At 34.6% G+C, this 18012-nt stretch carries 12 protein-coding genes and 1 pseudogene; 7 read left to right on the top strand and 6 right to left on the bottom strand.

The window, feature by feature from the left end:
* Positions 1-120, top strand: a pseudogene (locus BM183_RS21130) (IS200/IS605 family transposase); the annotation flags it as partial.
* Positions 121-499: 379 nt separating this feature from the next.
* Positions 500-700: a DUF6199 family natural product biosynthesis protein gene (locus tag BM183_RS17820; RefSeq protein ID WP_091688532.1), complete on the top strand. Its 201-nt coding sequence runs from the start codon at positions 500-502 to the stop codon at positions 698-700.
* Between the two features lie 186 nt (positions 701-886).
* Here BM183_RS17820 and BM183_RS17815 read toward each other — a convergent pair whose 3' ends face one another.
* The 5 genes from BM183_RS17815 to BM183_RS17795 all read right to left on the bottom strand — a co-directional run bounded on the left by BM183_RS17815 (position 887) and on the right by BM183_RS17795 (position 7276).
* A complete protein-coding gene (locus tag BM183_RS17815; RefSeq protein WP_091688530.1) occupies positions 887-1744 on the bottom strand; it encodes a carbohydrate ABC transporter permease in 858 nt (285 codons plus the stop codon).
* The gene (locus BM183_RS17810) at positions 1744-2820 is read right to left on the bottom strand and encodes a carbohydrate ABC transporter permease (protein WP_091688534.1); all 1077 of its coding nucleotides are present in this window, start codon (positions 2818-2820) and stop codon (positions 1744-1746) included. Before BM183_RS17810 ends, BM183_RS17815 begins: the two co-directional genes overlap by 1 nt.
* Positions 2821-2927: 107 nt before the next feature.
* Positions 2928-4268 carry an ABC transporter substrate-binding protein gene (locus tag BM183_RS17805; RefSeq protein ID WP_091688528.1) on the bottom strand — a complete coding sequence of 447 codons (1341 nt, stop codon included), beginning with the start codon at positions 4266-4268 and terminating at the stop codon, positions 2928-2930.
* Positions 4269-4491: 223 nt separating this feature from the next.
* The gene (locus tag BM183_RS17800) at positions 4492-5511 is read right to left on the bottom strand and encodes a LacI family DNA-binding transcriptional regulator (protein WP_091688526.1); all 1020 of its coding nucleotides are present in this window, start codon (positions 5509-5511) and stop codon (positions 4492-4494) included.
* Positions 5512-5605: 94 nt separating this feature from the next.
* Positions 5606-7276, bottom strand: a complete 1671-nt coding sequence (locus BM183_RS17795; RefSeq protein ID WP_091688523.1) for an alpha-glucosidase — start codon at positions 7274-7276, stop codon at positions 5606-5608.
* Between the two features lie 279 nt (positions 7277-7555).
* Here BM183_RS17795 and BM183_RS17790 point away from each other — a divergent pair, with 279 nt between their 5' ends.
* The 3 genes from BM183_RS17790 (at position 7556) to BM183_RS17780 (ending at position 12840) form a co-directional block, all read left to right on the top strand.
* Complete coding sequence (locus tag BM183_RS17790) at positions 7556-9316, top strand: methyl-accepting chemotaxis protein (protein ID WP_170848064.1); 1761 nt, start codon at positions 7556-7558, stop codon at positions 9314-9316.
* Positions 9317-9614: 298 nt separating this feature from the next.
* Positions 9615-12362 (top strand): GH36-type glycosyl hydrolase domain-containing protein, encoded by a 2748-nt coding sequence (locus BM183_RS17785; protein WP_091688519.1) that lies wholly within the window; start codon positions 9615-9617, stop codon positions 12360-12362.
* Between the two features lie 46 nt (positions 12363-12408).
* A complete protein-coding gene (locus tag BM183_RS17780) occupies positions 12409-12840 on the top strand; it encodes a cupin domain-containing protein (protein ID WP_091688517.1) in 432 nt (143 codons plus the stop codon).
* A 195-nt stretch (positions 12841-13035) separates the two neighbouring features.
* On the opposite strand, the gene rsmH is transcribed toward BM183_RS17780, so the two are convergent.
* Positions 13036-14085 carry a 16S rRNA (cytosine(1402)-N(4))-methyltransferase RsmH gene (gene rsmH / locus BM183_RS17775; RefSeq protein WP_091688515.1) on the bottom strand — a complete coding sequence of 350 codons (1050 nt, stop codon included), beginning with the start codon at positions 14083-14085 and terminating at the stop codon, positions 13036-13038.
* Positions 14086-14420: 335 nt separating this feature from the next.
* Here rsmH and BM183_RS17770 point away from each other — a divergent pair, with 335 nt between their 5' ends.
* Together BM183_RS17770 and BM183_RS17765 are read left to right on the top strand one after the other, a co-directional pair.
* Entirely contained in the window at positions 14421-16187 is a 1767-nt protein-coding gene (locus BM183_RS17770; protein WP_170848063.1) for a cache domain-containing sensor histidine kinase, read from the top strand.
* A gap of 112 nt (positions 16188-16299) precedes the next feature.
* Positions 16300-17886, top strand: coding sequence for a response regulator (locus tag BM183_RS17765; RefSeq protein ID WP_170848062.1), 1587 nt, complete (start codon positions 16300-16302; stop codon positions 17884-17886).
* Positions 17887-18012 lie beyond the last annotated feature (126 nt).

Here is an 18012-nt window from a genome sequence, read left to right as displayed (position 1 = left end):
GCCAAAAAGATTCAAGAATATATCAGAAATCAATTAATGGATGATCAAGCATATGACCAACTGAGTCTCAAAGAATATATAAACCCGTTTACGGGTGAGTCAGTAATAAAAGGTAAATAATAAAAGCCCTTGTTAGGGCTAAACCAGAGAAAAAGGTGCGGTTAGGGCTTTTATTTTCGAAGGGCCTTTGAGGCCTATGCCGGTAATAGTCCCTTACAGGGACAGAACAAACCACCAGTTCTCACTGGTGGTCATGATTTAAAATACTTTAAATAGAAATTCTTTATAATTCAACCTTTCATTATTAGAGTTAATTTATTTAATTTATGTATAAATAAGTATTTAAAAAACATACAAATAATCTTGATTTTATGTTCTTTAAAATATATTCTTATTATAGAGGAGTATAGACTTTTATCTGAATATAGTTTTGAATCAATTTTGTGAACTTGTTTCGCAATTATTTATTATTTAATTAAATAAAAAGGAGGATAATTATATGGGATTTGTAGCAGGAGGTTTTTTAATTGTAATTGGATTTGTTATGTTATTAAAACCAAGATTGATATGGAAGATATCAGATTCTTGGAAAACAAAGAATGGTGACGAACCTAATGAATTTTATCTGAAATTAGTAGTTATGGTGGGAATTCTTCTTATTTTAGGAGGTATTCTGGCAATACTAGAAAATTTAGTATAATAATGAAAAATGGTTTAAACAAGCAAGTCTGATATTCAAAAAGTGGTAAGCTGAGTGAAAAATGTGTTAAACTATAAAAAGCCTAGCTTCAGGATTAATTCACTAAAAGAGGCTGAATAATTATTCGACCTCTTTTTAGTGAACTGAACTATGGCATTTATCATTATTAGAAAGGAATCTGTTATGTTACTTAATAGCACCTTCCACCATACCTTTAATAATGTATTTTTGTGCGAATAAGAAAAGTATCACAACCGGAAGCATGGCAAGTAAAGTTGAAGTAAGGATTAAATCCCATTGTTTTACGTATGAACCTACAAAACTGGTAACAGCAAGAGGTAGAGTCTTAATTTTGCCGTTTAAGCCTAGCATTAAGGAAGGCAGCAGGAAGTCATTCCATATCCAGATACCATTTAAAATCAATACCGTCATTTGCACCGGTTTCAGAAGAGGTAAAATAATTCTAAAAAATACGCCTTCCGGTGAGGAACCATCAATTAGGGCAGCCTCTTCCAACTCATAAGGAATATTCTTTATAAAACCGTGTAAGATGAAGATAGTCATGGAGGAACCAAATCCTATATAGGCAAATACGATTCCGGTGTAGCTGGATAAAAAGGATATTCCGCTAAAATTGGAAACCTGACGAAACCAGGAGAGTAACGGAAGCATAACTACCTGAAAAGGAATCACCATAGCTGCAACAAAAATCATAAATATAACAGTAGACCATTTTTTATGATTACGAACCAGTACCCAGGCTGCCATAGAGGAACATAGGACAATGGCAGTTAAGGATAGAACGGTTATAATAGCAGAATCCAAAAAAGATTTCCAATAATTCATATTTGGATTATGTATTACTGCTTGAATATGCTTCCATAACAGTGACCAATCCAAAGGAAAACTAATAGGATCACGAATAATATCTCCATTCATTTTGGAGGAGTTAACTACAACAATGAAAAAGGGTGCTAAAAAGAGCAGGAATAACAATATGGAAACCAATTCAAGGAGAACACCCCGTATCCTTTTTACTGTCATCACATCTCAACCTCCTTCTTTTTGCTGACATAAACCTGAATTAAGGAAACTATGGCAAGGAGAACAAAGAAAACAACTGCTTTTGCCTGAGCCACTGCCATATCATTACGGGTAAATGCGGTTTTATAAATATTTAGAGCAAGAAGTTCCGTTGAGTGAATGGCTTTACCCATAAATAATTTACTGGGTCCGCCATTGGTAATTGCATAATTCAGATCGAACTGTTTAAAGGAGTTTACCAAAGTTAAGAAAATACATATGGTAAAGGAATTGGCAATTAATGGTGCGATAATTTTCGTAATACGTTTAAAACCATGGGCACCATCCATTTTAGCAGCTTCAATAACAGAAGCCGGTACCCCTTGAATAGCAGTAACATATATCATCATAATATAACCAGCGTATTGCCAGGTGCTTACTATGATAATTGCCAATATAGCCCGATCCGGTAAGGCCAATAAGGATTGTGAAAGCGATTTTATATTCATGGCGGCAGCAATATCTGTGATAACGTAATTAAATATAAACTGCCATATGTACCCAAGAACAATACCGCCGATTAGATTAGGAATAAAGAATCCTGCCCGGTATATGTTTCGTCCCCTGATTTTAGAGGTTACCAATAAAGATAGCCCAAAGGCAATGATATTTACTAAAAGCATATTAAGAATAGTAAATATTAAAGTTGCCATAAAGGAATGTATGTACTCAGGAGATTTAAAAAAGTCCTTGTAATTTTCAAAACCAATAAAATTATTTAATGTTATGCCATTCCAATCAGTGAAAGAATAAAACACACCTAATATAAAAGGAATAATAACGGTCATAGTAAATGCAAGAACAGCAGGTAATAGGAATAAAATGTTAATTATGGTTCTGTGCTTCTTTGTTGGATAGAAATACACCCCTAATATGATAAACAGAATGCCGGTAATTAGCAGAACACCTCGAATGGAAGCTGGCCACGCCAGGAATCCGGAGGTCAGAGTTCTATATTGTAAACTAATCCATAGCGCAAATATGGTCACAAGAATACCAATAGCAGCCAGCACAGTTGACAGTTTTTTTTTCGCCATATAAATCATAGTCTCATTCCTCTCCGTTTAAAAGGGAAGCTGTTGCAAAATAGACCCTGTAACAGCTCTATATAATAAGCAACAGCTTCACCAATTAAACTACCGTTTTATTTTGCAGGTATTCCCGCAACAGCGTCGGTTACCAGTTGAACGAATTCATCTGTGTTTATGGAACCTTGAGCAAGTAATTCAAAAATAGGCCCTAAAGTATCCTGACCGAAACCATCGGGCATCTTAAATTGTTCCCAGTCAAATGTTTTACCGGCTGCTACCCAGGACTGGATATTAGCGGATAAAGGAGTACTAGGTTTCAATGTATCAGAAGAGTAAGGAGAGATTAGAGACATCTTATTGATTCTGGCATCCCTGCCTTCATCGGATAAGGCAAATGCTTCTAAGAAATCTTTTGCCCCTTCCACATTACCATCTTTATAAACTGCCCACCAGGAAGGAGCACCTACTTGAACACCATCTGTTACTTCCTTGCTAAAAGCATGGGGTGCAAAGCCCATTTCAAATCCGGGTTCTGCCGGAAGATTTGGATCAATCCAGTTCCCTTGGTGAACAAACGCAGCCTTTTGATCAATAAAGGCCTGAACCTGTTGGTCGTAGTTACCAGTTACTAATATGTTCTGATCAGAATAATCAAATAGTAATTTTACATATTCTGCGTATTGTTTTAATCTGTCTGTGTCCACTTCACCAGCCAGTAATTTATCAATAATAGTTGTATCACCATTCTTAAGACCGGTAGATAAATATACACCGAAGTTATGGCTTCCGGATACCCAGGTTAAACCTCCGCTGGCACTAACTCCCATAGATACAACGGAATCAATACCCAGTTCTTCTTTCATGCTGTCTAATTTTTCAAAAGCTGCTTTATAGGCCTCAATAGTTGTTAAAGTAGCTGGATCAATACCGGCTTTATCTAATATATTTTTGTTATAAGCTAAACCATAACCTTCTACCGCATATGGGAAACCATATACTTTGCCCCCATCACCAATATAAGCAGAGGCAGTTTCTTTTACCCATGGTTCTTCAGTTAAATCTGCCATATAATCTTTCCAAACTGCATAATGACCGGGACCTTCAAATACAAAGATATCCGGCATATTATCTGCCTGAAGATATCCTTTTAAAGCTCCCTGAACATCGGCTCCGCCTCCAATGGATTCAATATCTACATGAACCCCTGTTTTCTGTTCATATACTTTAGCATATTCTTTTAATTGCTCATCAATTTCTACTTTTAGCTGAAATACTCGAATACTTTGTCCGTCAGAAGTTTGATTTTTTGTTTCTGATGTTTCTGTTTTTTTAGAATCCGTTTTTTCAGTGTTTTCCGTTTTTGCAGTATCTTTATCAGTTTTGGAACATGCAGTGAATAGGGATCCTACCAGTACAATCATGAGTAAGAGAGTAACCATCTTTCTTAATTTCATAAAATATCCTCCTTAAAATAATATTATTCGAGCAAAAGCTTTTGAGATAAATAAAAATAGTCAATATTTTGTCTAAATATTTGGTAAAATAATTAATTATATTGTAACTTATGCGCAAAAGCTTTCTAGCTACAGAATATCACAATCGCACAAAAGTTTCAAGTATTATTCCACATAATTGTGCGATTTTACATTTGCTATTTATGCCAAATGAAATATTAAATCAGGGATTCAATACTTTTACGGTATTACGTATAATTAATTGTGCCGTCATCTGAATATTGGTTTCCTCAATTTCCATTTGATCAATTAATTTAATGAGCTGCTCAACCGCCAGATATCCTTTTTGGCTTGGATTCTGTCTCATAGTGGTTAATCCAGGCCTTACGGACTGACCAATCAAGTTATCATCAAAACCAACAATGGATATATCATCTGGAAGTTTAACTCCACGGTCTATAAAATAATTCATGATTTTTGCAGCATAATAGTCGGACACACAGAACATGGCACTAAATTCACGGTATCTTTTAAATACATTTTCTATGCTTGTTTCGAACTCTTTTTGATTTGGCCTAAGGTATAATAAGTTCTGTTCAGAAACAGGTATGCCTGCTTCCTCCAAAGCTTCTTTGTGACCTTCATAGCGGGCTTTGTATACACTTATCATACAATCTGTAATAAAAGCAATATTTTTATGTCCGCATTGAATTAAATACCGGGTCAATTCATATCCGCCTTCTTTATCCTTTAAACCTACATTAACATAATCAAAACCATCTTCATTAAAATAGCAGTCCACAAAAACCATTGGTTTTGTAATGGATTTTTTCATTAAATGACATTCATCCGGCCAGAATCCCACAGCAATTAATCCATCCACATTCCAGGTTGAAACAAAACGAAGTATATCGTCTAAATCTTCGGACAGATAAATCATAGTATAATATTCATGTTTGCGTACCTGTTTTTCAATGGCACCTAATATTTCACCGGCGAAGGGATCTTGTACAAAATTGTTATCTGTACTTTTATTATATTTAAACACTACTCCTACAATTTTAGAATATTTTTTCGCTAAATTTCTGGCATTCATATTAGGGATATAATGATATTTTTCTAAAAGTTCATTGACCTTTTCCACAGTTTCTTTTGAAACTTCCTTCGTCTTTCCATGAATTACATTGGAAACTGTGGTAGGACTTACGCCAATGATATCAGCCATTTCTTTTATTGTTATCATGAAAATCTTCTCCTTTAATAAATTCGTAGTTTTAATTATAGCACAGAGATGATTGGTTAACACTAATATGGAGCCAGATTTCTATATTTTTTGGCTATATCTTGTGATAAACGATAGCTTCATAAGGCCTTATTATGTTGTCGTTTGCTCTATTACGATAATTGTTTATAATTACTTTGGCCTCTTCATATTCCTTAGGAATTGTATAGGATTTTTCTGTTTCTGTAAAATTACAAATAATAAGTAATGAAGTACTTCCAAGTGTTCTTGTATAAATATATAAGCTTTCATGATTTTCATCTAAAAGAGCATAAGTACCGTAAACAAGAGCCTCAATCTCTTTTCTAAGCCGGATTAATTCCTTATAATAGGAATAAACAGAATTACTATCATTTATCTGGCTATTTGCATTAATATAAGTGTAATTGGGATTGACTTTAATCCAGGGTGTTCCTTTTGTAAAACCGGCATTTTCACTGTCATCCCACTGCATTGGAGTTCTGGCATTATCCCTGCCTTTCAGGTTGAAATACCGTATCATTTCCTCCGGTTCTGCAAGCTTGTTATCTACAAATTCATTATATGCGTTGAGAATTTCCAAATCACGAAAATCTTCCATGGACTTAAACTCCATATTAGTCATGCCCAGTTCCTGCCCTTGATAGATGTATGGTGTTCCTTTCATCATAAGCAGGCAGGTGCCTAACATCTTGGAGGATAAATCCCTGTACTTCAGGGAATCATCTCCCAGCCGGGATACGATTCTTGGCTGATCGTGATTCTCCCAATAGAGACTGTTCCAGCCGCATCCCTCTAATTCATACTGCCATTTAGATAATATTTTCTTTAAAGGAACAAAAGGAATCTTTTTATCAGACCATTTACCAAGTTCACCAAAATCCAATGTCATATGTTCAAATTGAAATACCATGTTCAACTCTTGTGTATCAAAGCCAGCGTATTGTTTGGCATCTTCCGGAGTTACATGGGTAGTTTCTCCTACGGTAATTAAATCATACTTTGACAATACCTTTTCGTTCATTTCCTGTAAGAATTCATGAACACGGGGACCATTTGCAATATAAGGTATCTTGTCACCATAAAGCTGGCCTTTTTCTTTTTGTCCATCCGGAAAACTTTGAACCTTAGAAATGAAATTAATTACATCCATACGGAAACCATCTACACCTTTTTTGCACCACCAATCAATGATGCGGTACAGTTCTTCCCGAACCTTATCATTTTCCCAGTTTAAATCCGGCTGTTTTTTAGAGAAGATATGCAGGTAATACATATCCGTTTCTTCTGAGTACTCCCATGCGGAACCACTAAACCAGGAACCCCAGTTGTTGGGCTCTTTGCCCTCTTTTGGATTTTTCCATATGTAGTAATCACGATATGGATTATCCAGGGATTTTCTGCTTTCCACAAACCAAGGATGCTCATCGGAAGTGTGATTAAATACCAGATCCATTACAATTTTAAGATTTCTCTTATGTGCTTCAGAGAGTAACCGGTCAAAATCCTCCATAGTACCAAATTCTTTCATAATGGCTTTGTAATCACTTATATCATAGCCATTATCATCATTGGGAGATTCATAAACAGGAGAGATCCAGATTACATCCACGCCTAGATCTTTAAGGTAGTCTAACTTGTTTGTAATACCATTTAAGTCTCCAATACCGTCTCCATTACTGTCCATAAAACTTCTTGGGTAGATTTGATAAACAACACTTTCTTTCCACCATTTTTTTTCTTCCATACTTGCCTCCTTTAAAATAATTGATATAATTTGTTAAAATAATACCATAAAATTGGAAAACACTCAATGACTTTTGCGCATAAGTAATGAAAACATCTCGTATCATAATGCTTTCACCAAGCCTTTAAATAGAAAAACATATAAATAAAAATGAATGATATATAAAACAGGAAATAAATAAGAACTTGATTTACATGAATTTTACATTAGACAAACAGTTTCATAATGCAGTATTGCTATCTTAAAGTTATTGTAGAAGTTGAAAACCAGGAGGCACATATGACAAAGAAGAGTGTGAAAAGTAAAAAGTTTGTAATTTCAAAATTAAATTGGAAAGAAGCATATGTTTCCTTTAAAAACAAATTCATAAATTTATCCATAGGAAAAAGAATGAATCTTTCATTTATCTATGTAGGAGTTATATCCATGATTATTATTTTGGTGGCATTACTAAATATGAAAAGTATAGAAGCCAAAATTAATGACTTTTATACAGGACCTTATAGTATAGAAGAGAATGTTTTAAAAGCGCAGGTTTCCATGATTAAAATAGAAAATAATATTTATAAAGCCTATATGACAAAGCTGGAGGATTTATGTAAAAAGTACATAGAAGAATCGGAAAAAGATTATGGGGTATTAGAACAAAGCGTACTGAATTTAAGAAAAGCAATGACTGCTTTAGATATAAATTTAGATAATGTAATGGAGTTAGAAGGGGAAATAAAAAAAGGAGAACGTTATAGAGAACAAATTATAGAAAGTGCCAATGTCTTTGATCAAAAGAAAATAAATAGTGTATATAAGAATGACTATGCTCCCATCTTTAATCATATTCTGACGATTTTAGATGAAGTAGAGCAAAATTCTATCCTTTATGGAAAGGATTATATAAAAACAGCAAGTATTAGTGTAGTAATCAGTATTATAGTATTTATCAGTATCTTTGTTTTTGGAGCAGTTAGCTGTATCTGTTTACTAAATATTACGAAGAAAAGCATTATAAATCCAATGAAAGACATTCAATCAGCTATGATTGACATTTCAAAAGGAAATCTTCAGGTACATATTCCCTATATATCAAAAGATGAAATCGGAATACTGTGTGATGCAGTAAGAGAGACTAGCAGGAAATTGAAAGTCTATATCAGCAATATAACAGAAGTAATTAAACAGTTGGAAGAGAAAGATATGACTACAAGGGTGAATATTAATTATGAAGGGGATTTTAGACCAATCAGAGATTCTCTTGATAACATAGCAGAATCTTTTCAAAATATGCTCTTAATATTTAATGAAACAGCAGGGCAGATCACTTTGGGAGCCGAAAAAATTGCTGAAACTTCAAGTTCGGTAGCAGAAGGAGGAACAGAACAGGCAAAAGAAGTTGGCAATTTGGTAGGACAAATTGGCGCCATTGCATATAAAGTAAATGCCAATGCCAATCACGCAGATAATCTGAGTCAATTATCACAGAATACCGTTTCGGTAGCAAAACAGGGGAATGAGCAGATGGTTACTTTGGTTCATGGAATGGAAGCCATTGAAAAGCACTCCGGAAAAATTAACAAAGTAATTAATCTTATACAAAATATTGCTGCACAAACAAATCTTTTAGCCCTAAACGCATCCATTGAAGCAGCCAGAGCAGGAGAAGCCGGAAGAGGGTTTGCAGTGGTGGCAGGTGAAGTAGGAAAGCTTGCAGAAGAAAGTGCCAATGCTGCAAGAACTACAGCAGAACTCATAGGCAATTCCATGGCTGTAATTAAAGAGGGAGTTCAATCTGCCGATGAAGCAGCAAAACATTTTGAAGAAATTGTCGTAAAATCCATGAAAACAAATGAAGTAATCAAAGATATATCTAAGTATTCTAAAGAGCAGGCCCAGCAATTAAATGAAACCCTGGAATATTTGAAGCATATTTCAGACATAATAGAAACCAATTCTGGGGCATCGGAGGAAAGTTCGGCCATGAGTGAGGAGTTTATCAGCCAGTCAGAAAGGTTGGAGGAGATGATTCAGCAATATAAATTGGTATAGCTATAAATGGATTATAAAATATAAGTGCCAAATAGCCAAATGTTTTGTAGGGTTGAGGATAAAATTAAATTTCATAAATAAAGCCAAGACGGATTTGTATAAATATTTGTATATACAAATCCATTTTATATTTGCAAATTAATCATATAAATACCCATAAAAAAGATTATATAAAAAATAAGTAATAAGAAGGTAAAAAAATTACACCAAATAATAAAAATATTAAGTTTATCCTTAAGCGGACTCCCTTTATAATATACAATTAGAGAACTATACATTCTAAATAAAGGAGAGGCGTATGAAGGGATATAAATATTTAGATAAAAAAGGAACCTTTGAGTTAGAGAACCCGGAGCTAACCAGTTATCTCTATTTTCCAATATGCAATGAAAGTGGAGTTATGAGCAGTCTTACACCTACATTTGGAGGAGATTCCAAGATGGGACAGAATACATTCTTATTATCTCCGGTAAGCAGTGAAGACTTACATAATAATAAATCTTCCAGAAACTTTTGGTGCTATATAAAAGGGAAAGGAATTTGGTCTGCCACCGGCAGGTCTTCAAAACAGCAGGCAGAACTTTTCACGGAATGTAAAGATGAAACCAAATTAGAAGCAGGAGTCTTGTGGCAGAAGGTTACAAGGACTTCAAAACAGTTTGGCATAACCTCTGAAATCACCTCTTTTGTACCTCATACAAAACATAAATCTGAACTTATGATTGTGAAGCTTAAGAATTCCGGTAAGGAGAATCTGGACATCACACCTACCGCTGCCATTCCCCTTTATGGAAGATCGGCAGATAATATTCGTGACCATAGGCATGTCACCTCACTTCTTCATCGAATCGAGACCGTGGAAACAGGAGTAATTCTTAATCCAACCCTTACTTTTGATGAAAGAGGTCATCAGGAGAATCAAGTGGTATATGGAGTGTTTGGGAGAACTTCCGATGGAGAACTTCCTGCTGGATTTTATCCATGTACGGAAGAATTCATTGGAGAAGGCGGGTCTTTTGAGAACCCCAGAGCCATAAGTGAGGAGAACATAGTACCAGTAGAAAAAGGAATTATAATAGAAGGTTATGAGGCTCTTGGAGGTATCCAATTCAAGAATATTATTTTAGAACCTATGGAAGAAAAGACATACATCCTTGTTTTGGGATATGGAGATTCCAAAGAGGAACTTATGAAAGAAGCAGATTATTTTCTTTCACAAATGCCTTGGGAAAAAGCCTTTATTGATATGAAAAAGTATTGGGATGAAAAGCTGAATATAGAATTTGGCTCCGGTAAGAAAGACTTTGATCCTTGGATGTATTGGGTAAGCTTTCAGCCAATCCTACGGAGAATTTATGGCTGTTCTTTCCTGCCACATCATGACTATGGAAAAGGGGGACGGGGCTGGCGTGATTTATGGCAGGATTGTCTTGCGTTGCTGATGATGAATCCGGATGGTGTAAAAGAAATGCTTATTGACAACTTCTCAGGAGTCCGAATGGATGGAACCAATGCCACCATCATTGGAAGGAATCAAGGAGAATTTATTGCGGACCGTAATAATATTACCCGTGTCTGGATGGATCATGGAGTATGGCCATTTCTTACCACAAAACTTTATATTATGCAAAGGGGAGATGTTGAAATTCTTTTAAAAGAAAATTACTATTTTAAAGATCCCCAATGTATGAGAGGGGAAGAAATAGATCACTTATGGAAACAAGAAGATGGTAACCATGTCAGGACTAATGAGGGGCTTGAATATAAGGGAAGCATATTAGAACATATGTTAATACAACATTTGACTTCTTTTTATGATGTAGGTGAACATAATCATATAAGGCTTCGGGGAGCTGATTGGAATGATGCTCTTGATATGGCAAAGGAACGTGGAGAAAGTGTAGCGTTTACAGCCCTATATGGAGAGAACCTTAACCAGATTGGAGAACTTATTCTGAACCTATACCAGAAAGGGTTTAAAAAAATAGCCTTGGCGAAAGAGTTGGAAATTCTTTTAGAAGATGATTGTAAGGTATATGAAGATATTCATAAGAAGCAAGAAATTCTTAGCCGGTATTGTGAACAATGTAAAAGCAGAATTAGTGGAGAGAAGCTATTTATTTCATCTCTTGATTTAGCTGGTAACCTTAAAAATAAAGGCGGTTGGATCAAAAAGCATATTCGGGAAACGGAGTGGATTACTAATGAAGAAGGACATTCCTGGTACAATGGATATTATGATAATAGGGGTAATGCAGTAGAGGGAGATAGTCCAACAGGTGTACGTATGATACTCACAGGTCAGGTATTTACCATTATGTCTGATACGGCAGTCACAGAACAGGTAAAAGAAATCATATCCTCGGCAGATGCCTATCTTTATGATCCTGATATTGGAGGATACAAACTAAATACCAACTTTAAAGAACTTAAGACGGACCTTGGAAGAATGTTTGGTTTTGCCTATGGACAGAAAGAAAATGGAGCAGTATTTTCTCATATGGCTGTTATGTATGCCAATGCCTTATATCAGAGAGGATTTGCAAAAGAAGGCTATAAAGTTATAGATACCCTTTACCGCCATAGCAGTAATTTTGAAAAGTCCAGAATTTATCCGGGAATTCCGGAATACATAGGGGGAAATGGAAGAGGACTTTATCATTATCTAACGGGAGCTGCAAGCTGGCTCTTACTAACTGTTTTAACGGAAATGTATGGAGTAAAAGGACATTACGGTGATCTTAAATTATCACCAAAGCTTACTTTAGAGCAGTTTGATGATAACCAGGAAGCATATGTAAAATTCCCCTTTGCTGATAAAAAATTATTGGTAGTATACCATAATCCATTAAAGAAAGAGTATGGGGAATATCAGATAAAAAGTATATTTATCAATGGCAAATTGTATTGTAATTACAATAATCCAGTTATTACTGAAAACCAGAGCCACTTAGATAACTTATGTTTAGATGGTATTATACTGAGAAAAGACATTGAAGCCTTAGATTCGATCATGGAACATAAAATTATAGTAGAATTAATATGAAAATTATAATACTTATTGGGCAAAAGCAAATAAAAGGAGAGGTATTGTGAACAGAGAACATATTGAAATCACAAGTTACAATGGGGAAGGTTATAAACCTCTGATTGATTATCAGGGATGGAGGGTAGCTATCCTTAGATATTGCGAAGAATTAGAAATACATAATATAAAAACCATGCAGAAACATGATGAAACAGATGAAGTCTTTGTTTTATTGGATGGTAATTGTACTTTATTTGCAGGAGGAAAAGGGGAAAATATTGAAGAGATTGAAGGAATCGTCATGGAGCCATATCAACTCTATAATGTAAAAAAGGGAGTTTGGCATACCCATACTTTAGATAAAAAAGGTAGGGTATTAATTGTGGAAAACCAAGATACCTGTGAAGAGAATTCACCAACCAAGAATTTGTCCGAAACACAGATGGAAAACCTATGCAGAATACAAACAGCATGTACCAAAGGAAATGTACAATAGCCAAGGAGATAATCATATAAAATAAACAGGTAAAGGTAAAAAAGAATAGTTGAGGATATTATGAGGAGATAGAAGATAAAGGGGTAGGCTCTTTACAAATTGTAATTTGCAAAAGCGTACCCCTGTATGATTCGGTTTAAGGATATATTTTATAGATACCCTTTAATGCAATTTATAAATAATCTAAATACAATATCAGGATTTTATAGCCCAGCGTAATTTTGCACAACGAGCCCGGCTATTGGAATTACATTCGGCTGCTGACGGCCGGATAGCCTCAGGAGCTATTTCTTTATAGATACCTTTACTTAAAAAACGTTTAAAAGATTTTTTGACAAGACGATCTTCTCCGGAATGAAAAGTAAGGATTGCAACTCGTCCGCCTGAAGCCAGGGCAGCAGGAAGCTTTTCTAAAAAATCATACAAAACTTCAAATTCATTATTTACATCAATTCGCAATGCTTGAAAGCACCGTTGACAGGATTTTTTTACAGCTTCGCTTCTGGCAGCTTCCGGAATGAATTTCAGTGCATCTTTGATCACTTGTTGGAGTTCCGTTGTTGTTGATATGTTTTTTCCCTTTTTGATTTCGGAGATAATTGCACGGGATATTTCAGCAGAGTATGGCTCATCAGCATTTTCAAGGAACATACCTTGCAATTCTTCCTGTGTAATAGATTTTAAACGTTCTGCTGCGGATATACCTTTACTTGGATTCAGACGTAAGTCTAATGGCCCTTCACTCTTAAATGAAAATCCACGCTCAGGATTGTCTATCTGCATGGAAGAGACTCCTAAATCTGCCAATATAAAATCCAAAGGACCTGATTCTAGAACAACCTGATCTATGCTGGAAAAATTCATTTGTTTGATTGTTAAAATTTGTGGGCCATAACCTAGGCTTTCTAACCGTTCTTTTGTACGGGGCAATTCAATTGGATCTACATCCAGTGCATACAAATGTCCTTTTGAATCTAAGCATTTAAGCATCTCTAAACTATGACCGCCATAGCCTAGTGTTGCATCTAATCCTGTTTCTCCAGGAGTAATCTGTAAGATTTCCATTATTTCATCCACGCAGATGGAACGATGCATACCAGCAGGAGTGCCACCTTTTTGAATCACTTTTTCCACAGCATCAGCATATTTTTCTGGTTGCAGTTCTTTATATTTTTCATGAAAAGCTCTGGGATGAGTACCTTTATATCGAACACGCCGTTGGTGTTTTTGCTCTTGATTATTCATTGTTTGACCATAAGGATTTAGCGTTTATGAGCTCGGAATTAAAATAACACTTCGTTCATCCGCTTTATCCCCCTTTATTATATTTTAATGTAGTTACAAGTGATATGATATCAAATACAAAACATAAAAGCAAATTATATGAAAATAATTATAAAACTTAATTCTTTGAGGCGGAATATCAACTGGAATAATCAAAAATTACATATGTTGACAAGAATTTGAATATAAACTAATATAAAATCGTATTACTATTCATTTGGAAAAGAAAAATCCCACATTTTTGGGGATTGTAGCCTTTGGAAGGTATAAGAACTAAGATGCAGGGGGGAATTACTTTGATTAAAGCAAGTAAGTTTTTAAAATCTATTAAAATCAGAACCAAGGTTATTTTACTTTATATTAGCGTTCTTATACTATCCCTTCTGTTGACTTATGGCATTTTTACCATTATGAGTGAAAGGCAGATCGAGCAAGAGGTTGGAGAAGCTGCTATGCAGACCGTTAGTGCATTGAAAGGTAATCTGGATTTTATATTTGAAAATGTAAATCAATTTTCAGATCTTATTTATTTTGATAAAGATGTACAAAGTGCTCTGTCTAAGATCAATTCCAGCAACATTAACCCTCATGTACAGCAGACCATGCAAAAGAGCATGGTTAATATGCTTTTGTCCGGTGATTATATATCTGGTGTATTTATATTTGATACTTATAATAACTACTATAATTCCTATAAATCCGGGCCTATTTCCGTAAATAAAGACATTATTAAAGAAACTTACTGGTACCAGAAGACAAAAGAGGCAGAAGGCGATGTGGTTTTCATTCATAAAAGTGAAGATGTATTAACATTTCCAACCAAAAAGGATAAAAATTATATTTCTCTTGTAAGAGAGATTTATGATGTGGACACTTATGATGAACTGGCCACCTTGTTAATTATAGTTGATGAAGAAACCATACAGGACTATTTTGAAGAAGTAGGGAAGAAATATAATTCTCAGTTTTGTATTGTGGATTCTAATAATAATTATATTATCAGGCCAAATGGATACGACAAAAGTATGGATGAATACATATTTCAATATTCAAAAGATGAGAATGGCTATCGGACATTGGAGGCAGACAGAAATAAAATGATTGTGGCTATGCAGGAACTGGGTATCGGGGACTGGAAATTAATCGGTACCATTCCTCTGAATCTTAATAACATATCTGTAAGTAAAGCTTATAGAACCTGGATTGTACTTATTATTAGTTTGAACCTGTTCTTTATATTTGCATGTTCTGTGGCATTAACCAATTTGATTTTTAAACCTTTAAACAGAGTACAAAAACATATGAAAATGGTCCAAGGCGGTAAACTTATTCAAATGGAGGTAAATGAGAAACATTCCGATGAAATAAATGATTTAAAAAAGGTATTTAACCAGATGGTAGACGCAATTGACAATTTGATTTCGGAAGTAAAAAAAGAGGAGCAAATTATTGCAAAAAATGAATTAGATATCATTCAGGCTCAAATTAATCCCCATTTTCTATACAATACATTGGATGCTGTTTCTGCCCTTGCATTAATAGAAGATAATGAAAATTGTTTAAAGATGACACAGGCCTTGGGAAATTTTTATAGGAATAGTTTAAACAGCGGCTTAGATTTGGTATCCATTCAAGATGAAATGGAGTGTATAGAAAGTTATATTACTATTTTAAATATGAGGTATGATAATAAGATTAATATGACTTATGATGTGGAGGAAGATATAAAAGAATTAAAGATACTGAAATTAATTTTACAGCCTATTGTAGAGAATGCAGCTCATCATGGCATTCGTAATAAAAAAGGTAAAGGAACCATCTCTATTAAAGGATACCGGGATGAGGATGAAGTTATATTCATAGTAACGGATGACGGACTTGGTATGAGTGAAGACAGAATTCATGAGATTGTGGAGGGGAAGATACAAAAAGAAAAATCCGGTTTCGGATTATATAGCTCAGCCCAAAGAATATCCCTTTATTACGGTATTGAGAAACCAATTACCATTACCAGTGAATTAGGAAATGGTACCGAAATTACAATTAGGGTAAAAGTAATCTGAACTGAAATCCATTGGAAATCAGTCAGGTTACTACATCCATTATCTGAGATGTTACAAAGCCATGTATGGAAAGTTGATATATCTGAAGCAGATGTTATTCAAGGGGGTAACAATGAACAATAAAGTATTGATTGTTGATGATGAAAAGTTAGAACGTGTTTTAATCCGTAAAGGATATGACTGGGAAGCTAATGGGTTTGAAATCATTGGAGAAGCCGGCAGTGGGGAAGAAGCACTGGAATTCTTTGATGTAAAAGAACCGGATATTGTAATAACAGATATTAATATGCCATATATGGATGGCTTGCAGCTTGCCGAAAGGATCAGGGAGCGTTCTGCAAAATGCCGTGTAGTGATTGTTACAGGTTACAGGGAATTTGAATATGCAAGGCGGGCATTGAAACTTGGGGTAAAAGACTTTATCTTAAAGCCTGTAAATATTAATGATATTGCTAATATCGTAAAAAATATTAAGGAAGAACTACAGGAAGAAGAAGGTCATCACCGTGAATATAACCAATTGAAAGAAACGGCAAAACAAAACCAGAGTATTGTTATTGAAAGCTTTTTGCAGTTATTGGCAGAGAACCGAATTGAAGAAAAAGAAGCACTTCCTAAGCTGGAAGTGTATGGATTTGAAGGCCTTTTAAAAGAATGCGTATGTATTAATATAAAGCCCTTTAAAAATCAGGATGGACTAATGGAAGAAAATTTAGCCACCAGTAAAAACATACTGGATTTTATAAATGATAATTATAAGATAAACAGTATTTCGTTTATTCATTATCTATGTAATATCATTATTTATTTGACTGATGAAGATACCAAAGAAGCAAAGACAATTGCTAATGAGATCAAGAAGGGTATTAACGAAGAACTGAACATGGAAGTTGACGTAGGAATCAGTCAGATTCAACATAATTATGCAGGAATTTCAAAAGCATACAGACAAACGGAAAAAGCAATTAGTGCCAGCGTAATTCTCGGACGTAATTTATGTATTACTTATGATGAATATGCAGGTATTAAAAAAGCTAATCAGGGAAACACAGAAATTAACTGGCAGGATTTTGTGTTCAGTGTTGAAAACTGTTTGGAAAAGAAAGTGGAAGAATATATTGATGGATACACCAACTTAATTAGGAAAGCAGGAGTTACGGATACAGAATATCTAAAATTAATGGCAATGAATATGCTTTCAAAAGCAGCAACTGTTCTGACGAGACATGGTAAAAGTTTAGGACAGTTAGTGGGGGATGCATGGTTATATGAGGAAGTTTCCAAGATTACAACCGTAAGGGAAATGAATGGATGCCTAAAGAATATCATCAACCATATTCTTAAATATAGTGATAGTTTAAGAACCAAGAAAAGCAATAAACTGGTGGATCAGGCTTTGGAATATATTAATTCCCATCTTTATGAACAAAGTCTTACACTTAAATCCGTTGCAGGTAAGGTATATACTAATGAAAGCTACTTAAGCCGGGTATTTAAGCAGGAAATGGGAGAAGGGCTTATTGAATACATAAATAGAAAGCGAATCGAACAAAGCATGGTTCTGCTTAACACTACGGATTTAAAAGCCTATGAAATAGCGGAAAAGGTAGGAATTGGTGACCCTCATTATTTTAGCATTTGTTTTAAAAAACAAGTTGGAGTTACGATTAAAGAATATAAGAAGCCCAAATATGATTGATAATGTAAAAATAATTACCTTTTTACTCAAAATATTAAATTGAGTATTTTTTACTATTTTCATATACTTATATTAACATAAAAAGCATGCTGTTATTAATAAGCCTTGGGCTAAATTCTTTAAAAT

Origin of the sequence: Anaerocolumna aminovalerica, assembly GCF_900115365.1 — a bacterium.
Classification (GTDB): domain Bacteria; phylum Bacillota; class Clostridia; order Lachnospirales; family Lachnospiraceae; genus Anaerocolumna; species Anaerocolumna aminovalerica.
This window is presented reverse-complemented; position numbering and strand designations above follow the sequence as displayed.

Excerpts from the sequence above, each read along its gene's own strand:
- BM183_RS17800 (WP_091688526.1), bottom strand. The coding sequence starts at position 5,511 with ATGATAACAATAAAAGAAATGGCTGATATCATTGGCGTAAGTCCTACC.
- BM183_RS17785 (WP_091688519.1), top strand. The coding sequence starts at position 9,615 with ATGAAGGGATATAAATATTTAGATAAAAAAGGAACCTTTGAGTTAGAG.
- BM183_RS17805 (WP_091688528.1), bottom strand. The coding sequence starts at position 4,268 with ATGAAATTAAGAAAGATGGTTACTCTCTTACTCATGATTGTACTGGTA.
- BM183_RS17790 (WP_170848064.1), top strand. The coding sequence starts at position 7,556 with ATGACAAAGAAGAGTGTGAAAAGTAAAAAGTTTGTAATTTCAAAATTA.
- BM183_RS17820 (WP_091688532.1), top strand. The coding sequence starts at position 500 with ATGGGATTTGTAGCAGGAGGTTTTTTAATTGTAATTGGATTTGTTATG.
- BM183_RS17765 (WP_170848062.1), top strand. The coding sequence starts at position 16,300 with ATGAACAATAAAGTATTGATTGTTGATGATGAAAAGTTAGAACGTGTT.
- BM183_RS17795 (WP_091688523.1), bottom strand. The coding sequence starts at position 7,276 with ATGGAAGAAAAAAAATGGTGGAAAGAAAGTGTTGTTTATCAAATCTAC.
- rsmH (WP_091688515.1), bottom strand. The coding sequence starts at position 14,085 with ATGAATAATCAAGAGCAAAAACACCAACGGCGTGTTCGATATAAAGGT.
- BM183_RS17810 (WP_091688534.1), bottom strand. The coding sequence starts at position 2,820 with ATGGCGAAAAAAAAACTGTCAACTGTGCTGGCTGCTATTGGTATTCTT.
- BM183_RS17815 (WP_091688530.1), bottom strand. The coding sequence starts at position 1,744 with ATGACAGTAAAAAGGATACGGGGTGTTCTCCTTGAATTGGTTTCCATA.